Raw genomic sequence first — 16,787 nt, 5'->3', positions numbered from 1 at the left:
GCCTTCATCCTCCCGCGCGGGGCGCCGTCGCGCCAGAGCAGGATGCCGGGACGAACGCGGCCGGCGCGCGTCACCCGGCGACGCGGACGAGCTTCTTGTTGACGAACTCGTCGGCGGCCAGCAGCCCCAACTCGCGCCCCGTACCGCTGCGCTTGATGCCCCCGAAGGGCAGCTCGGGCGAGTCCGCCAGCACGACGTTGACGTAGACCATGCCGGCGTCGATGCGATCGGCGACGCGCTGCGCCTGCTCGGGGTCGGTCGTGAACACGTACGAGCCGAGACCGAACTCGGTGCCGTTGGCGATCTCGATCGCCTCGTCCTCGTCCGCCACCCGGTACACGACACCCACCGGGCCGAAGAACTCCTCCCGGTAGGCGTCCATCTCCGGCGTCACGCCGGTGAGGACGGTGCCGGGGAAGAACGCGCCGTCGCGCGTGCCGCCGGTGACGAGGGTGGCACCCTGCTGGACGGCACGGTCGACCTGCTCCTGCAGCCGCTCCGCGGCGGCGAGCGAGGACAGCGGACCGAGTACGGTGTCCTCCGCGAACGGGTCGCCCACCTTCGCCTCGGCCAGGGCTGCGGCGAACGCCGCCACGAAGGCGTCGTACAGCTCGTCGACGACGATGAAGCGCTTCGCGCCGTTGCACGACTGCCCGTTGTTGTCCAGGCGTGCGTCGACGGCCATCTGCACGGTGGCGTCCAGGTCGGCGGTCGAGAGCACGATGAACGGGTCCGACCCGCCGAGCTCGAGGACGACCTTCTTGAGGTTCCGCCCCGCGACCTCCGCGACGGCGGATCCGGCGCGCTCCGACCCGGTGACCGAGACGCCGTGCACACGGCGGTCGGCGATGACGGCCGCGGCCTGATCGTTGGTCAGACGCACGTCGGCGTAGGCGCCCGCGGGGAACCCGGCGTCGGCGTACATCTGCGCGATCGCGGCGGCGGACTGCGGGCACTGCGACGCGTGCTTGAGGAGGATCGTGTTGCCGAGCGCCAGGTTGGGGGCGGCGAAACGCGCCACCTGGTAGTAGGGGAAGTTCCACGGCATGATGCCCAGGAGGGCACCGAGCGGCGCGCGGCGGATCACGGCGCTCCCCTCGCCGAGGATCTCCAGGGGCGTGTCGCCGGTGATCTTGTCGATGTTGTCGGCGTAGTACTCCGTGATGTCCGCCGCGAAGTCGACTTCGCCCTCGGCAGCGGCGAGCGGTTTGCCCATCTCCCGCACGATGATCGCCGCGAGCTCGTCGCGGCGCTCCCGGTGCAGCTCGGCGACCCGCCGCAGCAGGTCGGCGCGCTCGGCGGGGGTCGAGGTGCGCCCCCAGCTGCGGGCCGCGGAGTCGGCGGCCGCGACAGCCGCCTCGACCTCGGCATCCGTCGCCGTCGGGTAGGTGGCCAGGGTCTCGCCGGTGGCGGGGTTCACAACCGCGTAGGTCATCGTTCTTCTCCCGTTCTCTCGCATCGATGGTGGCTGCCCGCGTCAGTCCGCGGGGATCAGCGTGTACTTCGTCGACAGGTACTCGTGGATGCCCTCGAGCCCGCCCTCGCGGCCCATGCCGGACTGCTTGACGCCGCCGAACGGCGCCGCTGCGTTGGACACGACACCGGCGTTCAGCCCCATCATGCCCGTCTCGAGCCGGTCGATCATCCGGTGCCCGCGCGCGAGGTCGCGGGTGAAGACGTACGAGACGAGCCCGTAATCGGTGTCGTTGGCGAGGCGCACCGCCTCGTCTTCGTCGGCGAAGGTCGCGATGGCCAGCACCGGTCCGAAGATCTCCTCGCGGAGGATGTCGCTGCCGGCCGCGACGTCGGTGATGACGGTCGGCTCGAAGAAGGTGCCCGGCCCGTCGATCGCCGAGCCGCCGGCCAGCAGGCGGGCGCCTTTGGCGAGGGCGTCCTGGACGAGCGCGCCGGTGCCCTCGACGGCCGTGCGGTCGATGAGGGGGCCGATCTGGACGCCCTCCTCGGTGCCGCGGCCGATCTTCATGGCCGTCACGCGCGCGCTCACCCGGTCAGCGAACTCCTCCGCCACCGACTCGTGCACGATGAACCGGTTGGCCGCCGTGCACGCCTGGCCGATGTTGCGGAACTTCGCGAGCATCGCGCCGTCGACCGCCTTGTCGAGGTCGGCGTCGTCGAACACGACGAACGGCGCGTTGCCGCCGAGTTCCATCGACACCCGCAGCACGCCCTCGGCGGCCTGGGCGAGGAGCTTCTTGCCGACCGGCGTCGACCCGGTGAACGAGAGCTTCCGCAGCCGAGGGTCGGCGATGATCGGCGCCGACACCGCGCCGGAGCGGGTGGTCGTCACGACGTTCACCACCCCGGCGGGCAGCCCCGCCTCCTCGAGCAGCTGGGCGAAGGCGAGCGTCGTCAGCGGCGTCAGCTCGGCGGGCTTGACGACGATGGTGCAGCCGGCGGCGAGCGCCGGCGCGATCTTGCGGGTCGCCATCGCGAGCGGGAAGTTCCACGGCGTGATGAAGAAGCACGGACCGACGGGGCGCTGGCTCACGACCATCCGACCGGTGCCCTCGGGGTTCGTCCCGTAGCGGCCGGCGATGCGCACCGCCTCCTCGCTGAACCACCGGAGGAACTCGCCGCCGTACGTCACCTCGCCGCGCGCCTCCGCGCGGGGCTTGCCCATCTCGAGGGTCATGAGCAGCGCGAACTCGTCGGCCCGCTCGGTGAGCAGGTCGAACGCGCGGCGCAGGATGTCGCTGCGGGTGCGCGGCGGCGTGGCCGCCCACGCGTCCTGGGCCGCGACCGCGGCATCCAGCGCCCGGATGCCGTCCTCGGGCGTCGCGTCGGCGATCTCCACGAGGGTGTTCCCGGTGGCCGGGTCGATGACGGGGAACGTGCCCGCGCCGCCGTCCTGCCACACGCCGCCGATGTACAGTCCTCGCGGCACCGCCGCCAGCAGCTCCGCCTCGCCGATCACCGGCCGGCCTCCGTCCGCGCCGCCTCACGCCGGCGCCGGGCGCTCGGCGGGGCATCGACCGACAGTGTCTCGCCGCGGAAGAACGCCGGGCGCTTGATCGACTGCCAGATCATGATCACCACGCCGACGACGATGATGAGCATGCCCAGGATGAACACGATGCCGATGCCGCCGATCTGCGAGCCCGAGCCGTACGCCGGGTCCATCGAGTCGATGAGGGTCGTCACGAACAGCACCGCGAGGATCACTCCGCCGATGAGCGGGAACAGGAACGTGAAGAAGGCGTTCCGCACCGAGTCGAACCACTGCTTGCGGAAGTACCAGACGCATGCGAACGCGGTCAGTCCGTAGTAGAAGCAGATCATCATGCCGAGCGTGAGGATCGTGTCCCACAGCGTGTCCTCGCTGACGACGCGCATGACGGCGTAGAACGCACTGGCGACGACGGCCGAGACGATGGTCGCGTATCCCGGCGTGAAGAAGCGCGGGCTGACCTTCGCGAAGGCGGGCGGCAGCGCCCCGTAGTGGCCCATCGACAGGAGGGTGCGCGCGGGACCGACGAAGGTGGACTGCAGCGAGGATGCCGAGGAGGTCAGCACCGCGAGCGACACGAGGAACGCGAGCGGGCCGAGCACCGGGTCGGACAGGAAGAAGAACACGTTCGTCTGGATGTCCTCGTTGCCGAGGCCCAGCTCCCCGGTTCCGACGCCGGCGTACATGATCATCGCGACCGCCAGCAGCAGGTAGAGCGAGACGATCGTGATGACGGTGACGGTCGCCGCACGGCCCGGCGTGCGCTCGGGGTCCTTCGTCTCCTCGTTCATGGTGAGGGTGACGTCCCACCCCCAGAAGATGAAGATCGACAGCGACAGGCCCGCCGCGAACGCGCTGAACGATCCGACGGCGAACGGGTTGAACCATTCGAACGAGAACGGCGTGTAGTCGAACCCGCCGCCGCCGACCGCGTGCGAGATCGCGATGACGGCGAACAGCACGAGCACAGCGACCTGGAAGGTGACGAGGACGTACTGCAGCTTCTGCGTCGTCTGCATGTCGCGGTAGGAGATGTATGTCGCTCCCAGCATGAACAGCAGGCACACGCCGATGTTGATCCACAGTTCGAACGCCAGATTCGCGATGTCGGGGTTCCCGGTGATCTGCGAGATCAGCAGGAAGAGGAACTCCACGGCCACGCCAGCGAGGTTGGACAGCACGAGGATCGTGGCGACGACGAGCCCCCAGCCCGCCATCCACCCGATCCACGGCCCGAACGCGCGCGCCGCCCACGTGAAGGAGGTCCCGGCATCCGGCATGCGGTTGTTGAGCTCGCGGTAGCCGAAGGCGACGAGCAGCATCGGGATGAATCCGACGAGGATGATCGCCGGGATCTGCGCGCCGACGACGGATGCCGTGGGTCCCACGGCGGCCGTGAACGTGTAGGCCGGGGCGATGCAGGAGATGCCGATGACGACGGCGCCGATGAGGCCCACCGTCCCGGCGCTCAGGCCCTTCTTGGACAGGCCGCCGGCTTCGCTGCCGGTTGCGGGTGCCAGCGGAGTGGCTTCGGGTGCACTCATCGCTGCTCCTTCGCAGAGGTGTCGGTGGTACGGGTGCGGGGGACGACGATCACCGGGACGGTGATCTCGTGGAGCATCTTCGCGGCGGTGGAGCCGAGGAACAGCCGTCGCGGCTGGGCGAGTCGGCTGGAGCCGACCAGCACCACCTCGCCGGGCAGCCAATCGAGGTACGAGACGGCCTCCTCGATGCTGTCGCCGGCGGCGACGACGACGTCGGTGGCAAGACCCGGGGGCAGCTCCGCCCGCGCCGCGGCGAGCACGTCGTCGGCGCGGGTGGTGTTCGCGGTGCGGATGGCACCGGTGTCCGCCGTCGGCGGCAGATCCACCGGCAGCAGCGACAGCAGCCGCACCCCGACGCCGGCCGCCTGCGCGAGCTCGGCGGTCTCGGCGATCAGCGCGTCGGCGCCGGGACGGGTGCCGACCGCCACCGTGAGCCGAGCGATCCCGGTCTCCGGGGCGATCTTGCGCGCGCCGCGCGGCACGAGCACGACGGGCACGTCGGAGGAGTGCAGCAGCTCTGTCGTCGTCGATCCGAGACGGTGCCGGCCGCGGGAGGCGCCGTCGGCGGCACCCACGACGATGTACGACGCGGCCAGCTCGTCGGCGACGGTGACCAGCCCCTCGGCGAACGACTCCGCGGCGCGCACGTGCGCGTGGGCGACGACCTCGGCGGGGATGCGGTCGATCGCCTGGGCGATCCACTGCTGCGCCTGCGCGTGCAGGTATCGGTCGTACGAGGCGTCGGGCGGCGTGATGACGCTGCGCTCGGGGTTCGGCAGGATGATCGCGATGTCGAGCACGGCGCCCGTCGCCGCGGCCAGCCGGGACGCGAACGCCACGGCATCCCTGCCCTGCTTGGTCGCCGTGTACCCGACGACGATGTGACCCGTCATGCGTGGATCTCCTCGATGATCTGCTCCGCCACGAGACGTCCCATGCGGATGGCGCCGTCCACGTGCTGATAGCCGGCACCGGCGAGGTCGCTGCAGGCGAAGCGGATGGGTCCGACGGGCGTGCGCAGGTCGGCGCCGTAGCGGTGCAGTCCGCCGAGATCGAAGGATGCCGCGTACGCACCGCGCGTCCACTCCTCGCTCCCCCAGTCGCTCTCGTAGTACACGACCGGGTTCATGGCCTCGGGGCCGTAGTAGTGGCTGAGCGACGTGAGGATCCGCTCCCTGCGCTCGGCGGCGCTGACGCGGAACAGATCGTCGGCGAGCCGGTCGGAGACGAACCCGACGAGCGTGCCGCGCTCGTCGCCGTGGTTGGTGTTGTCATACGCCTCGTGCGAGATCTCGTACGGGCTGAAGGCGGTGCCCGACAGGCCCTGCGCGCGCCAGAACGGCGTCTCGTAGACGGCGTGGACCTTGATGACGAAGCCCATCGAGAGGTGCTGGTGCATCTGGTGCTGCAGGCGCGGCATCGGCGGCACGAAGGAGATGCGGTGGTACAGCACCGGCGCGAGCGCGAGGACGGCGCGGCGGGCGCGGACCGTCATGCGGTCCGCGATCGCCGTGACCCCGGCATCCGTGTACTCGAGGGTGCGCACCGCCTGCCCGAGGTACACGTCGTCGCCGAGGCGCTCTGCGAGCAGGAGCGGCACCTGCTGCAGACCGCCCACGACGCGCTTGTCGAGGATGAAGTCCGCGTCGACGAGGTTCGAATAACTGCCGGCGGATGCCGCCATCAGCAGCGACTGCAGCAGCGAGAACGCATGGGTGGGCTTGGTGAGCATGGCCGACCCGGTCGGGAACGCCAGGTTTCGGATCGCCTCGTCGTCGTCGGTCTGCTGGTGCAGCCACGCGTCCCACGAGATCGTGTCCCACTCCGCGGCACGGGGGTGGGCCCACGGGCGGTCGGGGTCGATCTCGGCGACCATCGCGTCGAGCCGCTCGGTGACCTCGGCGATGATGCGCTCGGTGTCGGGGCTCACCGGGAACATCTCGCCGGTGAAACGGTGCGCGACCCCGTCGGGTCCGACGTACACGCTGTCGCCGTCGCGGTAGCGGTCGAAGGTCTCGAGCCCGAGCTCCGCGATCGTCTCCTTCAGCGCGTCCTGGTCGGGCGAGACCCACTGCCCGCCGATCTCGAGCATCGCCCCCTCGATCGTGTCGGTCCACAGCCGGCCGCCGACGCGATCGCGCGCCTCGAGCACGGCCACCGACAGGCCGGCCTTCTTGAGCTGGTTCGCCGCGGTGAGGCCGGCGGCTCCCGCCCCGACGATGACGACGTCTCTGGTGATCTCGGTCATGTCACTCCTTCGTGGTGCCGATGTCGGCGGGTCAGTGGGCGGCGAGGGCGGCGGCGACGACGTCGAGTCCCTCGTGCAGGAGCTCGGCGCCGATCGTCAGCGGCGGCAGGAAGCGGATGACGTTGCCGTACGTGCCGCAGGTCAGCACGATGACGCCGTCGGCGATCGCCGCCTTGGCGACGGCGGCCGTGAGGGCCGCGTCGGGGGCCTTCGTGGCGGGGTCGACGAACTCGACCGCGATCATCGCGCCGCGCCCCCGGACCTCGCCGATGCGGGGATCGGCGGCCTGCAGCGACTCGAGCCGGGCGCGGAGGATCCCCCCGATCTCCCGCGCCCGGTCGATGAGGCCGTCGTTCTCGAAGGCGTCGATCGCCGCGATCGCCGCCGCGCACGCCACGGGATTGCCCCCGTACGTGCCGCCGAGCCCGCCGCCGTGGGTCGCGTCCATGATCTCGGCGCGACCGGTGACCGCCGCCAAGGGCATCCCCCCCGCGATGCCCTTGGCCGTGGTGATCAGATCCGGCACGATGCCGAACAGCTCGCTCGCGAACATCGCGCCGGTCCGGGCGAAACCGGTCTGCACCTCGTCGGCGATGAAGACGACGCCGTTCGCGCGGCACCAGTCGACGATCGCGGAAAGGAACCCGTCGGCCGGGACGATGAACCCGCCCTCGCCCTGGATCGGCTCGATGATGACGGCGGCGAGATTGTCGGCCCCGATCTGCTTCTCGATGAGCGAGATCGCCTGGGCCGCGGCATCCGCCCCGCTCCGGCCGTCGCGGAACGGGTACGACGCCGGTGCGCGGTACACCTCGGAGGCGAAGGGGCCGAAGCCGCTCTTGTACGGCATCGACTTGGCCGTGAGGGCCATCGTGAGGTTCGTGCGGCCGTGATAGGCGTGATCGAACGCGACGACGGCCTGACGCCCGGTGTACTTGCGCGCGATCTTGACGGCGTTCTCGACGGCCTCGGCGCCGGAGTTGAACAGCGCCGACTTCTTGGCGTGGTCGCCCGGCGTCAGGCGGTTGAGCCTCTCGGCGACGGCGACATATGACGCGTACGGCGAGATCATGAAGCAGGTGTGGGTCATCTGCGCGACGGCCGCCTGCACGGCCGCGACGACGGCCGGGTGGGCGTTGCCGACGCTCGTGACGGCGATGCCGCTGCCGAGGTCGATGAGGGAGTTGCCGTCGGCATCCACGACGACGCCACCGCCAGCGGCCACGGCCTCGATCGGCACGGTGTGCGCGACGCCCGACGCCACGGCGGCCGACTTGCGGTCGAGCAGTTCCTGCGAGCGCGGGCCCGGGATGGTCGTGACGATGCGGCGCTCCTGCGCCAGGGTCGGGCCGCCCAGGACGGTGCTGTCAGTCATGCTCATGGCGCGAGCGTACGTCGGCGGATGCCGGGCGAGCACCCGCCGCGGTGTACATTCTCAGCACGGCGGCATACGCCGTGTACAGCCGGACCGAGAGGGTGCGATGACGGATCCCCAGCCCACGCTCCGCGCCCTGCTCGCGCGCCGCGACCTCGACCTGCGCCTGGCGTCCGACGAGGCGGCGCTGCCGGCCGACGCGCTGGATGCTCCGCTGCGCTGGGTGCACAGCTCCGACCTCGCCGACCCGACGCCCTTCCTCGCCGACGACCTGCTGCTCCTGACGACCGGCACGCAGTTCGCGTCGCTGAGCGGCATCGACGGCGATTCCGTGGAGTACAGCGCCTACGTCGCCCGGCTGCGTACCCGCGGCGTCCGCGGCCTGGGTTTCGGCACCGAGGTGGTGCGCGACGGCATCCCGCCCGCCCTCGCGGAGGCATGCCGCGACCAGGGGATGCCGCTGTTCGAGGTCCCGTACCGCACACCCTTCATCGCCCTCGCCCGCGCGAACGCCGAGGCGATCGCCGCGCAGGCGTACGCGCGGCGGACGTGGGCGCTGGCGGCGCAGCGCGCGATCTCGCTCGCCGCGCTCCGCCCCGACGGGCTCGCCGCGACGGTCGCCGAGCTCGCCCGGCAGCTGGACGCCTGGGTGGGACTGTACGACGCGACCGGCCGCCCGACACACGCAGCGCCCGACCCCGCCCCCGACGGCGCCATCGCCGACGCCCTCGCGGCGGAGGCCGGCGCCGTGCTGCGCCGCGGCGCGCGGGCGGCGTCGACCCTGGAGATCGCTGGGCACCGGGTGACGCTGCAGACCCTCGGCCGCGGCGGCCACCTGCGGGGGCTCCTCGCGATCGTCGGCGCCGAACTCGACCTCGAGGGACGCAGCGTCGTCACCTCCGTCATCGCGATGGCGGGGCTCGCCCTCGAGCAGAACGTCGGCCTCGATCGCGCACGCAGGGCGCTGCGGACGGGCCTGCTGCATGCGCTGCTCTCGAATGATCCGACGCTCGCGCGTCGCGTCTCGCGCGAGCTGTGGGGCGCTCTGCCGACGGCGCCCGTCGTGGTGGCGGTCGCCGTCGTGGCGGCAGCACGGGCGGATGCCGCGGCCGACTGGCTCGAGCTGCGCGTCGCCGAGCGCCGCGGCGCGCTCTTCTACGGACGCAGCTCCGACGGGCTCGTCGTCGTCATCCCGGGGGGCGACGGCGACACGCTCCCGCAGCTCGCGACGCTCTTCAATGCCGCCGTCGGCGCGTCCGATCTGACCGACTACCCCGCGTTCTCGCGCGCCCATACACAGGCGATCGCGGCGGCGCGACGCGCGGCATCCGGCACCGTCATGCCCTTCGCAGACACGACCGGCGGCGGCGTGCTCGCCGCCCTCGACACACTCCACGCGCGCGCACTCGCCGACCGCCGCCTCGCGCCGCTGCGCGAGCACGACGACCAGCACGGCACCACGCTCACCGCGACCGTCCGCACGTGGCTCGAGCACGATGCCCGCATCGACGAGGCCGCGCAGGCCCTCGGCGTGCACCGCCACACCGTCCGCGCGCGGATCGCGCAGGCGCAGCAGCTTCTGGCCGTCGACCTGACGTCGTTCCCGGCGCGAGCGGAGTTGTGGGCCGCACTCGTCGCGGCCGCGTGAGCGGCCCGGGTGAACTCTTGGCGCCGTCTTGGCGCGCGCATGGGTGGATAGTGGCTTGAGCGACGCGCACGCGTCGAGAAGAGGAGTGGATGTGGCTGTGCAGGCTCTGCCGCGGGCGCGGGTCCTCTACGTCGAGGACGACGCCGAGATCGCGGTGATGACCTCCGACGTCCTCGACGAGGTCTACGACGTCGTGCACGTCGTCGGCGGGCGCGATGCGCTCGCGCGTGCCCTGGCCGAGCGATTCGACGTGATGGTCATCGACCGTCGCCTGCCGGACTTGGACGGCATCGCGCTCGTCGAGGCCGTGCGCACCGCGCACATCACGACACCGATCCTGCTGCTCACGGCTCTCGGCGCCGTCGCGGACCGCGTCGAGGGTCTGGATGCCGGAGCGAACGACTACCTCGTCAAGCCGTTCGACTTCGACGAACTGCTCGCGCGGCTGCGCGCCCTTGTCCGGGGGCACCGTCTGGACGGGCGACGTCGCTCGCTCGGCGAGTGGGTCTTCCTGCCGGATGCCTCGGCTGCCTACGGCCCCGGGGGCGAGCGGGTCGCGCTGACGCCGACGGAGACGCGCCTGCTGGCGCTGCTGTCGGAGAGTCCCGACCACGTCTTCAGCCGCGAAGAGATCCTGCGTGCCGTGTTCGACTCGGACGACGCCCTCAGCTCCGTCGACACCTATGTCCATTACGTGCGACGCAAGACCTCGCCCGACACGATCGAGACCGTTCGCGGGGTCGGCTATCGTGCGGCGGCGGCCCGATGAGCACGGCGCCGGACGAGGCTCGGATCCGCACTGCGGCACGGCGAGTGGGCGTCTTCGTCGCCATCGGCGCCGCCGTCGTGATCACCGCAGGCGTCGGCATCCTCGTCGCGGTGCTGCTGCTCACGGCCCGCCCGGACGATCACCACGGCGGCACGAGGCATCCGGGCCTCGACGGCGACCGCATCGTTGTCGACCTCGACGGGATCCTGCCCTGGGTGATCGCCCTCGGCGCGATCGGGGTCGTGCTCCTGGCCGCCATCGCCTGGCTCGCCGCGCGTCGCTCCGTGCGCCCGCTGGCCGATGCGCTCGGCCTGCAGCGCGCGTTCGTCGCCGACGCGAGTCACGAGATGCGCACACCGCTGACGGCACTCTCGGCGCGGGTGCAGACGCTGCAGCGACGCTACGAGCGCGGCGATCCGGTCGAGCCCACGATCTCGGCGCTGCGCACCGACGTGGATGTCCTCGACGACGTCCTCACCGACATGCTCCTCGCCGCGGAAGGGGCAGCCAGGGGTGACGTGGGCGAGGTCGTCGCGGCGTTCGACGCCGCGGTGCGCACGGTGACGCCGCTCGCGGAGGCGGCCGACGTGCAGCTCGCGGTGGAGGCGGGCGGCACGATGGCGGTGCCGATGGCACCGACGACGCTCACGCGGGTCTGCGTCGCCCTCCTCGACAACGCCATCCAGCATGCGCCGGCTGGATCGACCGTGACCCTCGGTTCGGAGACCGACACGCGGGACGTGCTGATCCGGGTCTCCGACGCGGGCACCGGCGTGAGCGACGCCGACCGGGAGCGCATCTTCGACCGCTTCGCGAGGGGGCCCGAAGCGGGCCGCCGCCGCGGCTTCGGTCTGGGGCTTGCCCTGGTCCGGGAGGCCGCCGTCGCAGCCGGCGGGTCGGTCACCATCGAGCACTCCTCCCCCGCGGGGTCGACCTTCCTCCTGACGCTTCCGAGGGCGTGACGGCACTCGAGGTCACGCGGCGATCATCGATACCTCGACGCCGTGCGTCCAGCGCCGCACCGTGGCGTCTTCGGCGACGAGCATTCCGGCGGTGATGCCCGGTGCGCCGATCCAGGACACATCCGCCATTCCGGCGACGACGCCCGCCGTCGCCCAGACATCCGCGGTGGCGAGGTCGGCGGCGACGACCGTGGCACTGCGGACGCCGACCGCGGGCAGGCCTGTCCGTGCGTCGACGATGTGCGCGCCGCGCTCGGCTGAGCCCGACGTCGCGACCGCGCCGTCTCTGACCTCCATCGTGGCCAGCACCGCCCCCGGGTGGTGCGGGTCGGCGATGCCGATGCGCCACGACCAGGTCGACTCGGGCGCCGTCCAGACCCGGACGTCGCCCCCCGCCCCCACACCGACCGCCGCGGCACCCGCATCCTGCAGCAGCGGCTCGAGGTGGCGGGCGCCCGCGCGGTCCACGGCCCATCCCTTCACGTACCCCGTCGGATCGAAGCCGCCGCGCCACGCTCCGCTGAACCGCCCCTCCGTCACCTCGCGGGCCACCTCGCACGCGGCCGCGACCTCGCGCACGCGCGGGTCCGCCCGCTCGAGGCTGAGGGCACCGCGACGGATGCGGGAGACATCGGAGTCATCCTGGAACGGCGAGAACACGCGCTCGATGTCGGCGATCTCGGCGGCGAAACCCGCGACCGCGGCATCCGCCGTCACGGCGTCGACACGACCGGTCAGGTGGACGCTGAACACCGTCCCCATGCAGGGCACGGTCCAGACGCGGCGCCCGGTCATGCCGCGGCCTCGTCGAGTGCGGACTGCAGCGACTGCTGATAGCCGTCGCTCGTGTACGTCGCCCCCGACACGAAGTCGATCTCGGCGGACTGCGCGTCGAGGGTCTCGGACACGAGGATGGGGATCGCCCGCGCGTTGATCTGTCGGTCGCGCCCGTTGCCGTCGGGGTAGTCCACGGCCTGCACATCGGTGATGAGGCCGCCGCTCACGGTGATCTGCACCTGCACCGGACCGTAGCGGGTGTTCACGGCCGATCCCGTGTACGTGCCATCGGCGAGCGCCGAGGTGGACGCCGACGTGTTCGACTCGGTCGGCGTGCTCGTGGCGCTCGGCGTGCTCGTGGCGCTCGGCGTGCTCGTGGCGCTCGGCGTGCTCGACTCGCTCGGTGTGCTCGTGGCGGACGACGCGCCCGACGTCGTGGCGGCGGCCGAGTCGACGGCCGTCGAGGCGCCGTCCGACGCCGGCGACGCCACGACGGCTTCACCGAGCGAGGTGCGGTAGCTGAACAGCAGGACGAGCCCGCTGAGGGTCGCAAGGATGCCGTAGGCGATCTTCTTCATGGTCTTCTCCTGTCGGCGTCAGATGGTGAAGGCTTCGGTGTGCACGCGATCCGCTCGGATGCCTGCGGCGTCGAGGTCGGCGCGCACCGCAGACATCCAGGGCAGCGGACCGCACACGAACACGTCGTAGTCCTCGAGGTCCGGCGCGAGGTGGCGGATGAGGTCCGCGCCGCGCCAGTCGGCGTGCGCGGCGGGGAGCCAGGTCGACCCTTCCGGGAGGCGTGGGCCGATGAGCCGGAAGTGCCGCAGGCCGCGACGTCGCACGAGGTCGGCGACGGCATCCGTGCGTAGCGCATCCTCGTCGGTGTGGTCGCGCGTCACGAGGATCGCTTCGCCGGGGGCGTAGGGCTCGGACTCGAGGATCGACAGCAGCGGGGAGACGCCGGCTCCGGCCCCGAGCATCAGCAGCTTGCGCCCTTTGCGCACGTCTCCCGTCAGGTGGCCGAACGGGCCCTCGACGAGCACTCGCGTGCCGGGCCGCAGCGAGGCCAGCCGCTGGGTGCCGTCGCCGACCATCTTGGCCGCGACGACCAGTTCACCGCGCGACGGGTCGGTCGCGAGCGACAGCGGATGTCCGCGCGTCCACCCCGCACCGTCCAGGAAGCGCCAGACGAAGAACTGTCCGCCGCGCGCACCGAGCCGCTCCAGGCGCCGCCCCCGCATCCGCACGACGACGCCCGAGGTGCCGTCGCGGACCACCTGGTGCACCCGGATGTCGTGACGCCACGAGCGCCAGAGCGGCGCGGCCACGCGGAAGACGATGACGGATGCCGCGACGAGCGCCCACAGCGTCCACCAGTAGACGGTCGCGAGCGGGTACGTCAGGAAGTCCGCACCCGTCCACAGCATGTGCGGGATCGCGAGCCCGACCCCGAGGTAGCCGTAGAGGTGCAGCAGATGCCAGGACTCGTAGCGCAGGCGGCGACGGGCGCGACGGATGCTCGTCGCGACGATCATCACAAGAAGTGCCGTGCCCGCTGTGGCGAGGAGCATCCCGGGGTAGTTCCACACGAAGTCCCATGCCTGCGCGAGCGGGTTCACGCCCGCCGTGACGGCGTAGCCGAGGACGAGCAGCACGATGTGCGCGAGGAGCAGCCAGAACGACCAGAAGCCGACCCAGCGATGCATGCGCGTGATGGCATCACGGCCGAAGCCGCGCTCGAACAGCGGCACGCGCGCCATCAGGAGCACCTGGTACAGGAGCAGATTGGCCGAGACGAGTCCCGTGATGCGGCCGAGCGTCGTGAGCGTCTCCCCTCCCCCGGCGAGCAGGCTCTGCACGCCGCCGCCGGCGACCCACAGCGCCGCGACGAACAGACTCGTCGCCCAGATGACGGCTGTCGCCGCGATGTTCCACTGCGCGCGGCGCGTGCCACGAGCCCGCGGGATGAGGGGCCGCGAGATGGTCCGGTCAGCGGCTCCGGCGGAGACGAACGGCGCGGCGGGTGCGTGTGAGGTCATCCCCTGAGCGTCGTGGCTGCACTCCCAGACGAGGCCAAGAAAACGCGACTCTCACCGCTCGCATAGGAGATGCACCAGAGACGGCGAGATCAGCCGGCGGCCGTCCCGAAGATCGAGCCCACGAGGAACGTCGCAGCGAGCGCGATCGCGCCGCCGATCACCGTGCGGATGACCGCGCGGCCGCGCGGCGAGCCGCCGATCCACGCCGCGAGGTAGCCGGTGACGGCGAGCGCCAGCAGCACCGCCACGAATGTGGCCACGATCCGGGCCGGATGCGGCAGCAGGAGGATCGTCGCCATCGGCAGCAGCGCACCGGTGAAGAACGCGACGGCGGATGCCATTGCCGCGTGCCACGGGCTCACGACGTCGTCCTGATCGATTCCCAACTCGATCGCGAGGTGCGCCTTCAGGGCGTCCCTCTCCGTCAGCTCCGTGGCGACGGCCGTGGCGGTCGCGTGGGAGAGGCCTTGCTGCTCGTACAGGCCGACGAGCTCGGTGAGTTCGGCCTCAGGCTCCTCAGCGAGCTCGCGCCGTTCCTTCTCGATCAGGGCGCGTTCGGTGTCGCGCTGGCTCGAGACCGACACGTACTCGCCGAGCGCCATCGAGATCGCGCCGCCGACGAGCGCGGCCGACCCCGCCAGCAGTACGGGCAGCACGTCCGAGGTCGCGCTGGCGACACCGACGACCACGGCGGCGGTGGAGACGATGCCGTCGTTGGCACCGAGCACGCCGGCGCGGAGCCAGTTCAGACGCTGGGCCAGGCCCAGCCGATGGGGTTCTCCTGCGTGCCCGCCGGGGGCGGTCTCTGTGGTCATGGTCCCACGCTAGGCACGCTGGTCCCGCCGCGCTAGCAAGGAGAGGCATCCCTCCGCGCCGTCACGCCCGCGGAGCGTGCTCTTCGAGGAACTCGTACAGGTCTGTCGTGTCGACACCCGGGAATGACCCCGTCGGCAGAGTCGCGAGCAGCGTCCGCGGCGTGCGCACGTTCGGCCATGCCTGATCGCGCCACTGCGTCTCGAGCTCGGCAGGCGCGCGACGGCAGCACACCTCGACGGCGTGCCGTGAGACGCCGCGGTTGGTCGTCTCACGCCCGAGGAACCACTTGGTGTCATCGAAGCGCACCCCCACCGAGACCGAGTGCGCGCCTTCGCTCGAGCCCTCGACGCGGGCCGTGCACCAGAACGTCCCATTGCCCGTGTCGGTGTACTGGTAGTACGGGTTGAACTTGTCGGGGATGTCGAACACGACCCGGCTCGTCCAGCGCCGACAGCACAGCTGCCCCTCGATCGACCCCAGGCGGTCGGACGGGAAGTTCACGTCGTCGTTCTCGTATGCCTTCGTGATCGTGCCTGACTCGTGCACCTTGAGGAAATGCACAGGGATGCCGAGGTGCCGCGTCGCGAGGTTCGTGAACCGGTGCGCGGCCGTCTCGTACGAGACCGAGTAGGTGTCGCGCAGGTCCTCGATCGACAGCTCGCGCCGCGACTTCGCCTCCACGAGAGCGGGAACGGCATGCTCCTCGGGGACGAGCAGAGCGCCCGTGAGGTAGTTCGTCTCGACCCGCTGGCGCAGGAACTCGGCGTACGAGCGCGGCTCGCTGTGCCCGAGGATGCGGCTCGCGAGTGCCTGCAGCACGGCGGTGCGTGAATCGCCCTTCGCGGGCACCGTGCTGGAGAGGTACAGTCGCCCGTTGCGGATGTCGGCGACGCTGCGTGTGGATGCCGGGAGGTCAGCGACGTAGTGCAGCGAGAACCCCAGGTGGGCGGCGATATCCGATGCCGTGCGCTGAGTCAGGGGTCCACCCGGATGGCCCACGGCGGTGAGGATGCTGCGGGCCTGCTCCTCGAGGTCGGGGAAGTAGTTGTCTTGCCGGCGCATGAGGTGGCGCAGTTCGACGTTGGCACGGCGGGCTTCCTCCGGGGTCGCCGAGCGCTCATCGCCGAGGCGCTCGATCTCACCTTGGAGGGCGAGGAGCGCCCGGAGCGCGTCGTCGGGGATCGCCTTGCCGATTCGGAACGGCTCGATGCCGAGCGCGCGGAAGGTCTGCCCCTTCATCGCGCGCTCGAGCGCGATCTCGAGCGTCGCGCGCTCGTCGAGAGGCTCAGCCTCGAGCAGCTGATCGACCGTCGCACCGAGCGCCCGGGCGATCGCGCGCAGGAGCGTGAGCTTCGGTTCGCGCTTACCGGTCTCGATCATCGACAGTTGGCTGGGCGCCCGTTCGACGGCCGCGGCGAGCTCGTCGAGCGTCATGCCGCGTGCCGTGCGGAGCTGGCGGATGCGGCGCCCGATCGTCAGCGCATCGGCATCCGCTTCACCCCGGTCGGCGCCTGCCGAAGGGTGAACATCGACGTTCGTCATGTCCGGAAGTGTGTCACAGAAGCAGAAGATCGTGCAATCTTCACAATTGATTTGGTCATCCGGACCGTGATTATTCACCCAGAGTGGTTTCACCAGCCC

The 16,787-nt window shown here is 71.3% G+C and carries 14 protein-coding genes; 3 read left to right on the top strand and 11 right to left on the bottom strand.

The genetic code is table 11. The features are described from left to right. Positions 1-70 precede the first annotated feature (70 nt). From JOD60_RS06680 to gabT, 6 genes are read right to left on the bottom strand one after another with little or no spacing between them, the layout of a single operon-like run. On the bottom strand, positions 71-1,435 hold the full coding sequence (locus JOD60_RS06680) for an NAD-dependent succinate-semialdehyde dehydrogenase (RefSeq protein ID WP_076689691.1): 1,365 nt from the start codon (positions 1,433-1,435) through the stop codon (positions 71-73). A 42-nt stretch (positions 1,436-1,477) separates the two neighbouring features. Next, on the bottom strand, positions 1,478-2,932 hold the full coding sequence (locus tag JOD60_RS06675) for an NAD-dependent succinate-semialdehyde dehydrogenase (RefSeq protein WP_372431331.1): 1,455 nt from the start codon (positions 2,930-2,932) through the stop codon (positions 1,478-1,480). Beyond that, positions 2,932-4,512, bottom strand: coding sequence for an APC family permease (locus JOD60_RS06670; protein ID WP_076689687.1), 1,581 nt, complete (start codon positions 4,510-4,512; stop codon positions 2,932-2,934). The genes JOD60_RS06675 and JOD60_RS06670 overlap by 1 nt, the downstream gene beginning before the upstream one ends. Beyond that, a complete protein-coding gene (locus tag JOD60_RS06665) occupies positions 4,509-5,405 on the bottom strand; it encodes a universal stress protein (protein WP_076689685.1) in 897 nt (298 codons plus the stop codon). The genes JOD60_RS06670 and JOD60_RS06665 overlap by 4 nt, the downstream gene beginning before the upstream one ends. Further along, positions 5,402-6,760 carry a flavin monoamine oxidase family protein gene (locus tag JOD60_RS06660; protein ID WP_076689683.1) on the bottom strand — a complete coding sequence of 453 codons (1,359 nt, stop codon included), beginning with the start codon at positions 6,758-6,760 and terminating at the stop codon, positions 5,402-5,404. Before JOD60_RS06660 ends, JOD60_RS06665 begins: the two co-directional genes overlap by 4 nt. A 31-nt stretch (positions 6,761-6,791) precedes the next feature. Continuing rightward, positions 6,792-8,141 (bottom strand): 4-aminobutyrate--2-oxoglutarate transaminase, encoded by a 1,350-nt coding sequence (gene gabT / locus JOD60_RS06655; protein ID WP_076689681.1) that lies wholly within the window; start codon positions 8,139-8,141, stop codon positions 6,792-6,794. 100 nt (positions 8,142-8,241) lie between these two features. On the opposite strand from gabT, the gene JOD60_RS06650 reads away from it, so the two are divergent. From JOD60_RS06650 to JOD60_RS06640, 3 genes are all read left to right on the top strand, one after another. Next, positions 8,242-9,783 carry a helix-turn-helix domain-containing protein gene (locus tag JOD60_RS06650; RefSeq protein WP_076689679.1) on the top strand — a complete coding sequence of 514 codons (1,542 nt, stop codon included), beginning with the start codon at positions 8,242-8,244 and terminating at the stop codon, positions 9,781-9,783. A 91-nt stretch (positions 9,784-9,874) separates the two neighbouring features. Next, positions 9,875-10,552 carry a response regulator transcription factor gene (locus JOD60_RS06645; protein WP_076689677.1) on the top strand — a complete coding sequence of 226 codons (678 nt, stop codon included), beginning with the start codon at positions 9,875-9,877 and terminating at the stop codon, positions 10,550-10,552. Further along, positions 10,549-11,514 (top strand): sensor histidine kinase, encoded by a 966-nt coding sequence (locus JOD60_RS06640; protein WP_076689675.1) that lies wholly within the window; start codon positions 10,549-10,551, stop codon positions 11,512-11,514. Before JOD60_RS06645 ends, JOD60_RS06640 begins: the two co-directional genes overlap by 4 nt. A gap of 12 nt (positions 11,515-11,526) precedes the next feature. On the opposite strand, the gene JOD60_RS06635 is transcribed toward JOD60_RS06640, so the two are convergent. The 5 genes from JOD60_RS06635 to JOD60_RS06615 form a co-directional block, all read right to left on the bottom strand. After that, a complete protein-coding gene (locus tag JOD60_RS06635) occupies positions 11,527-12,309 on the bottom strand; it encodes an FAD:protein FMN transferase (protein WP_076689673.1) in 783 nt (260 codons plus the stop codon). After that, complete coding sequence (locus JOD60_RS06630) at positions 12,306-12,869, bottom strand: FMN-binding protein (protein WP_076689671.1); 564 nt, start codon at positions 12,867-12,869, stop codon at positions 12,306-12,308. The genes JOD60_RS06635 and JOD60_RS06630 overlap by 4 nt, the downstream gene beginning before the upstream one ends. An 18-nt stretch (positions 12,870-12,887) precedes the next feature. Beyond that, positions 12,888-14,330 carry a ferredoxin reductase family protein gene (locus JOD60_RS06625; RefSeq protein ID WP_076689669.1) on the bottom strand — a complete coding sequence of 481 codons (1,443 nt, stop codon included), beginning with the start codon at positions 14,328-14,330 and terminating at the stop codon, positions 12,888-12,890. 89 nt (positions 14,331-14,419) lie between these two features. Continuing rightward, a complete protein-coding gene (locus tag JOD60_RS06620; protein ID WP_076689666.1) occupies positions 14,420-15,145 on the bottom strand; it encodes a VIT1/CCC1 transporter family protein in 726 nt (241 codons plus the stop codon). Positions 15,146-15,206: 61 nt separating this feature from the next. Beyond that, the gene (locus JOD60_RS06615; protein WP_076689664.1) at positions 15,207-16,688 is read right to left on the bottom strand and encodes a helix-turn-helix transcriptional regulator; all 1,482 of its coding nucleotides are present in this window, start codon (positions 16,686-16,688) and stop codon (positions 15,207-15,209) included. Positions 16,689-16,787: the final 99 nt, after the last annotated feature.

It is taken from the genome of Microbacterium aurum (genome assembly GCF_016907815.1).
Classification (GTDB): domain Bacteria; phylum Actinomycetota; class Actinomycetes; order Actinomycetales; family Microbacteriaceae; genus Microbacterium; species Microbacterium aurum.
Note: the sequence above shows the minus strand (reverse complement) of the source record. Positions and strands in the feature narration are given on the sequence as shown.

Excerpts from the sequence above, each read along its gene's own strand:
- JOD60_RS06680 (WP_076689691.1), bottom strand. The coding sequence starts at position 1,435 with ATGACCTACGCGGTTGTGAACCCCGCCACCGGCGAGACCCTGGCCACC.
- JOD60_RS06670 (WP_076689687.1), bottom strand. The coding sequence starts at position 4,512 with ATGAGTGCACCCGAAGCCACTCCGCTGGCACCCGCAACCGGCAGCGAA.
- JOD60_RS06665 (WP_076689685.1), bottom strand. The coding sequence starts at position 5,405 with ATGACGGGTCACATCGTCGTCGGGTACACGGCGACCAAGCAGGGCAGG.
- JOD60_RS06660 (WP_076689683.1), bottom strand. The coding sequence starts at position 6,760 with ATGACCGAGATCACCAGAGACGTCGTCATCGTCGGGGCGGGAGCCGCC.
- gabT (WP_076689681.1), bottom strand. The coding sequence starts at position 8,141 with ATGAGCATGACTGACAGCACCGTCCTGGGCGGCCCGACCCTGGCGCAG.
- JOD60_RS06650 (WP_076689679.1), top strand. The coding sequence starts at position 8,242 with ATGACGGATCCCCAGCCCACGCTCCGCGCCCTGCTCGCGCGCCGCGAC.
- JOD60_RS06640 (WP_076689675.1), top strand. The coding sequence starts at position 10,549 with ATGAGCACGGCGCCGGACGAGGCTCGGATCCGCACTGCGGCACGGCGA.
- JOD60_RS06635 (WP_076689673.1), bottom strand. The coding sequence starts at position 12,309 with ATGACCGGGCGCCGCGTCTGGACCGTGCCCTGCATGGGGACGGTGTTC.
- JOD60_RS06630 (WP_076689671.1), bottom strand. The coding sequence starts at position 12,869 with ATGAAGAAGATCGCCTACGGCATCCTTGCGACCCTCAGCGGGCTCGTC.
- JOD60_RS06625 (WP_076689669.1), bottom strand. The coding sequence starts at position 14,330 with ATGACCTCACACGCACCCGCCGCGCCGTTCGTCTCCGCCGGAGCCGCT.
- JOD60_RS06620 (WP_076689666.1), bottom strand. The coding sequence starts at position 15,145 with ATGACCACAGAGACCGCCCCCGGCGGGCACGCAGGAGAACCCCATCGG.
- JOD60_RS06615 (WP_076689664.1), bottom strand. The coding sequence starts at position 16,688 with ATGACGAACGTCGATGTTCACCCTTCGGCAGGCGCCGACCGGGGTGAA.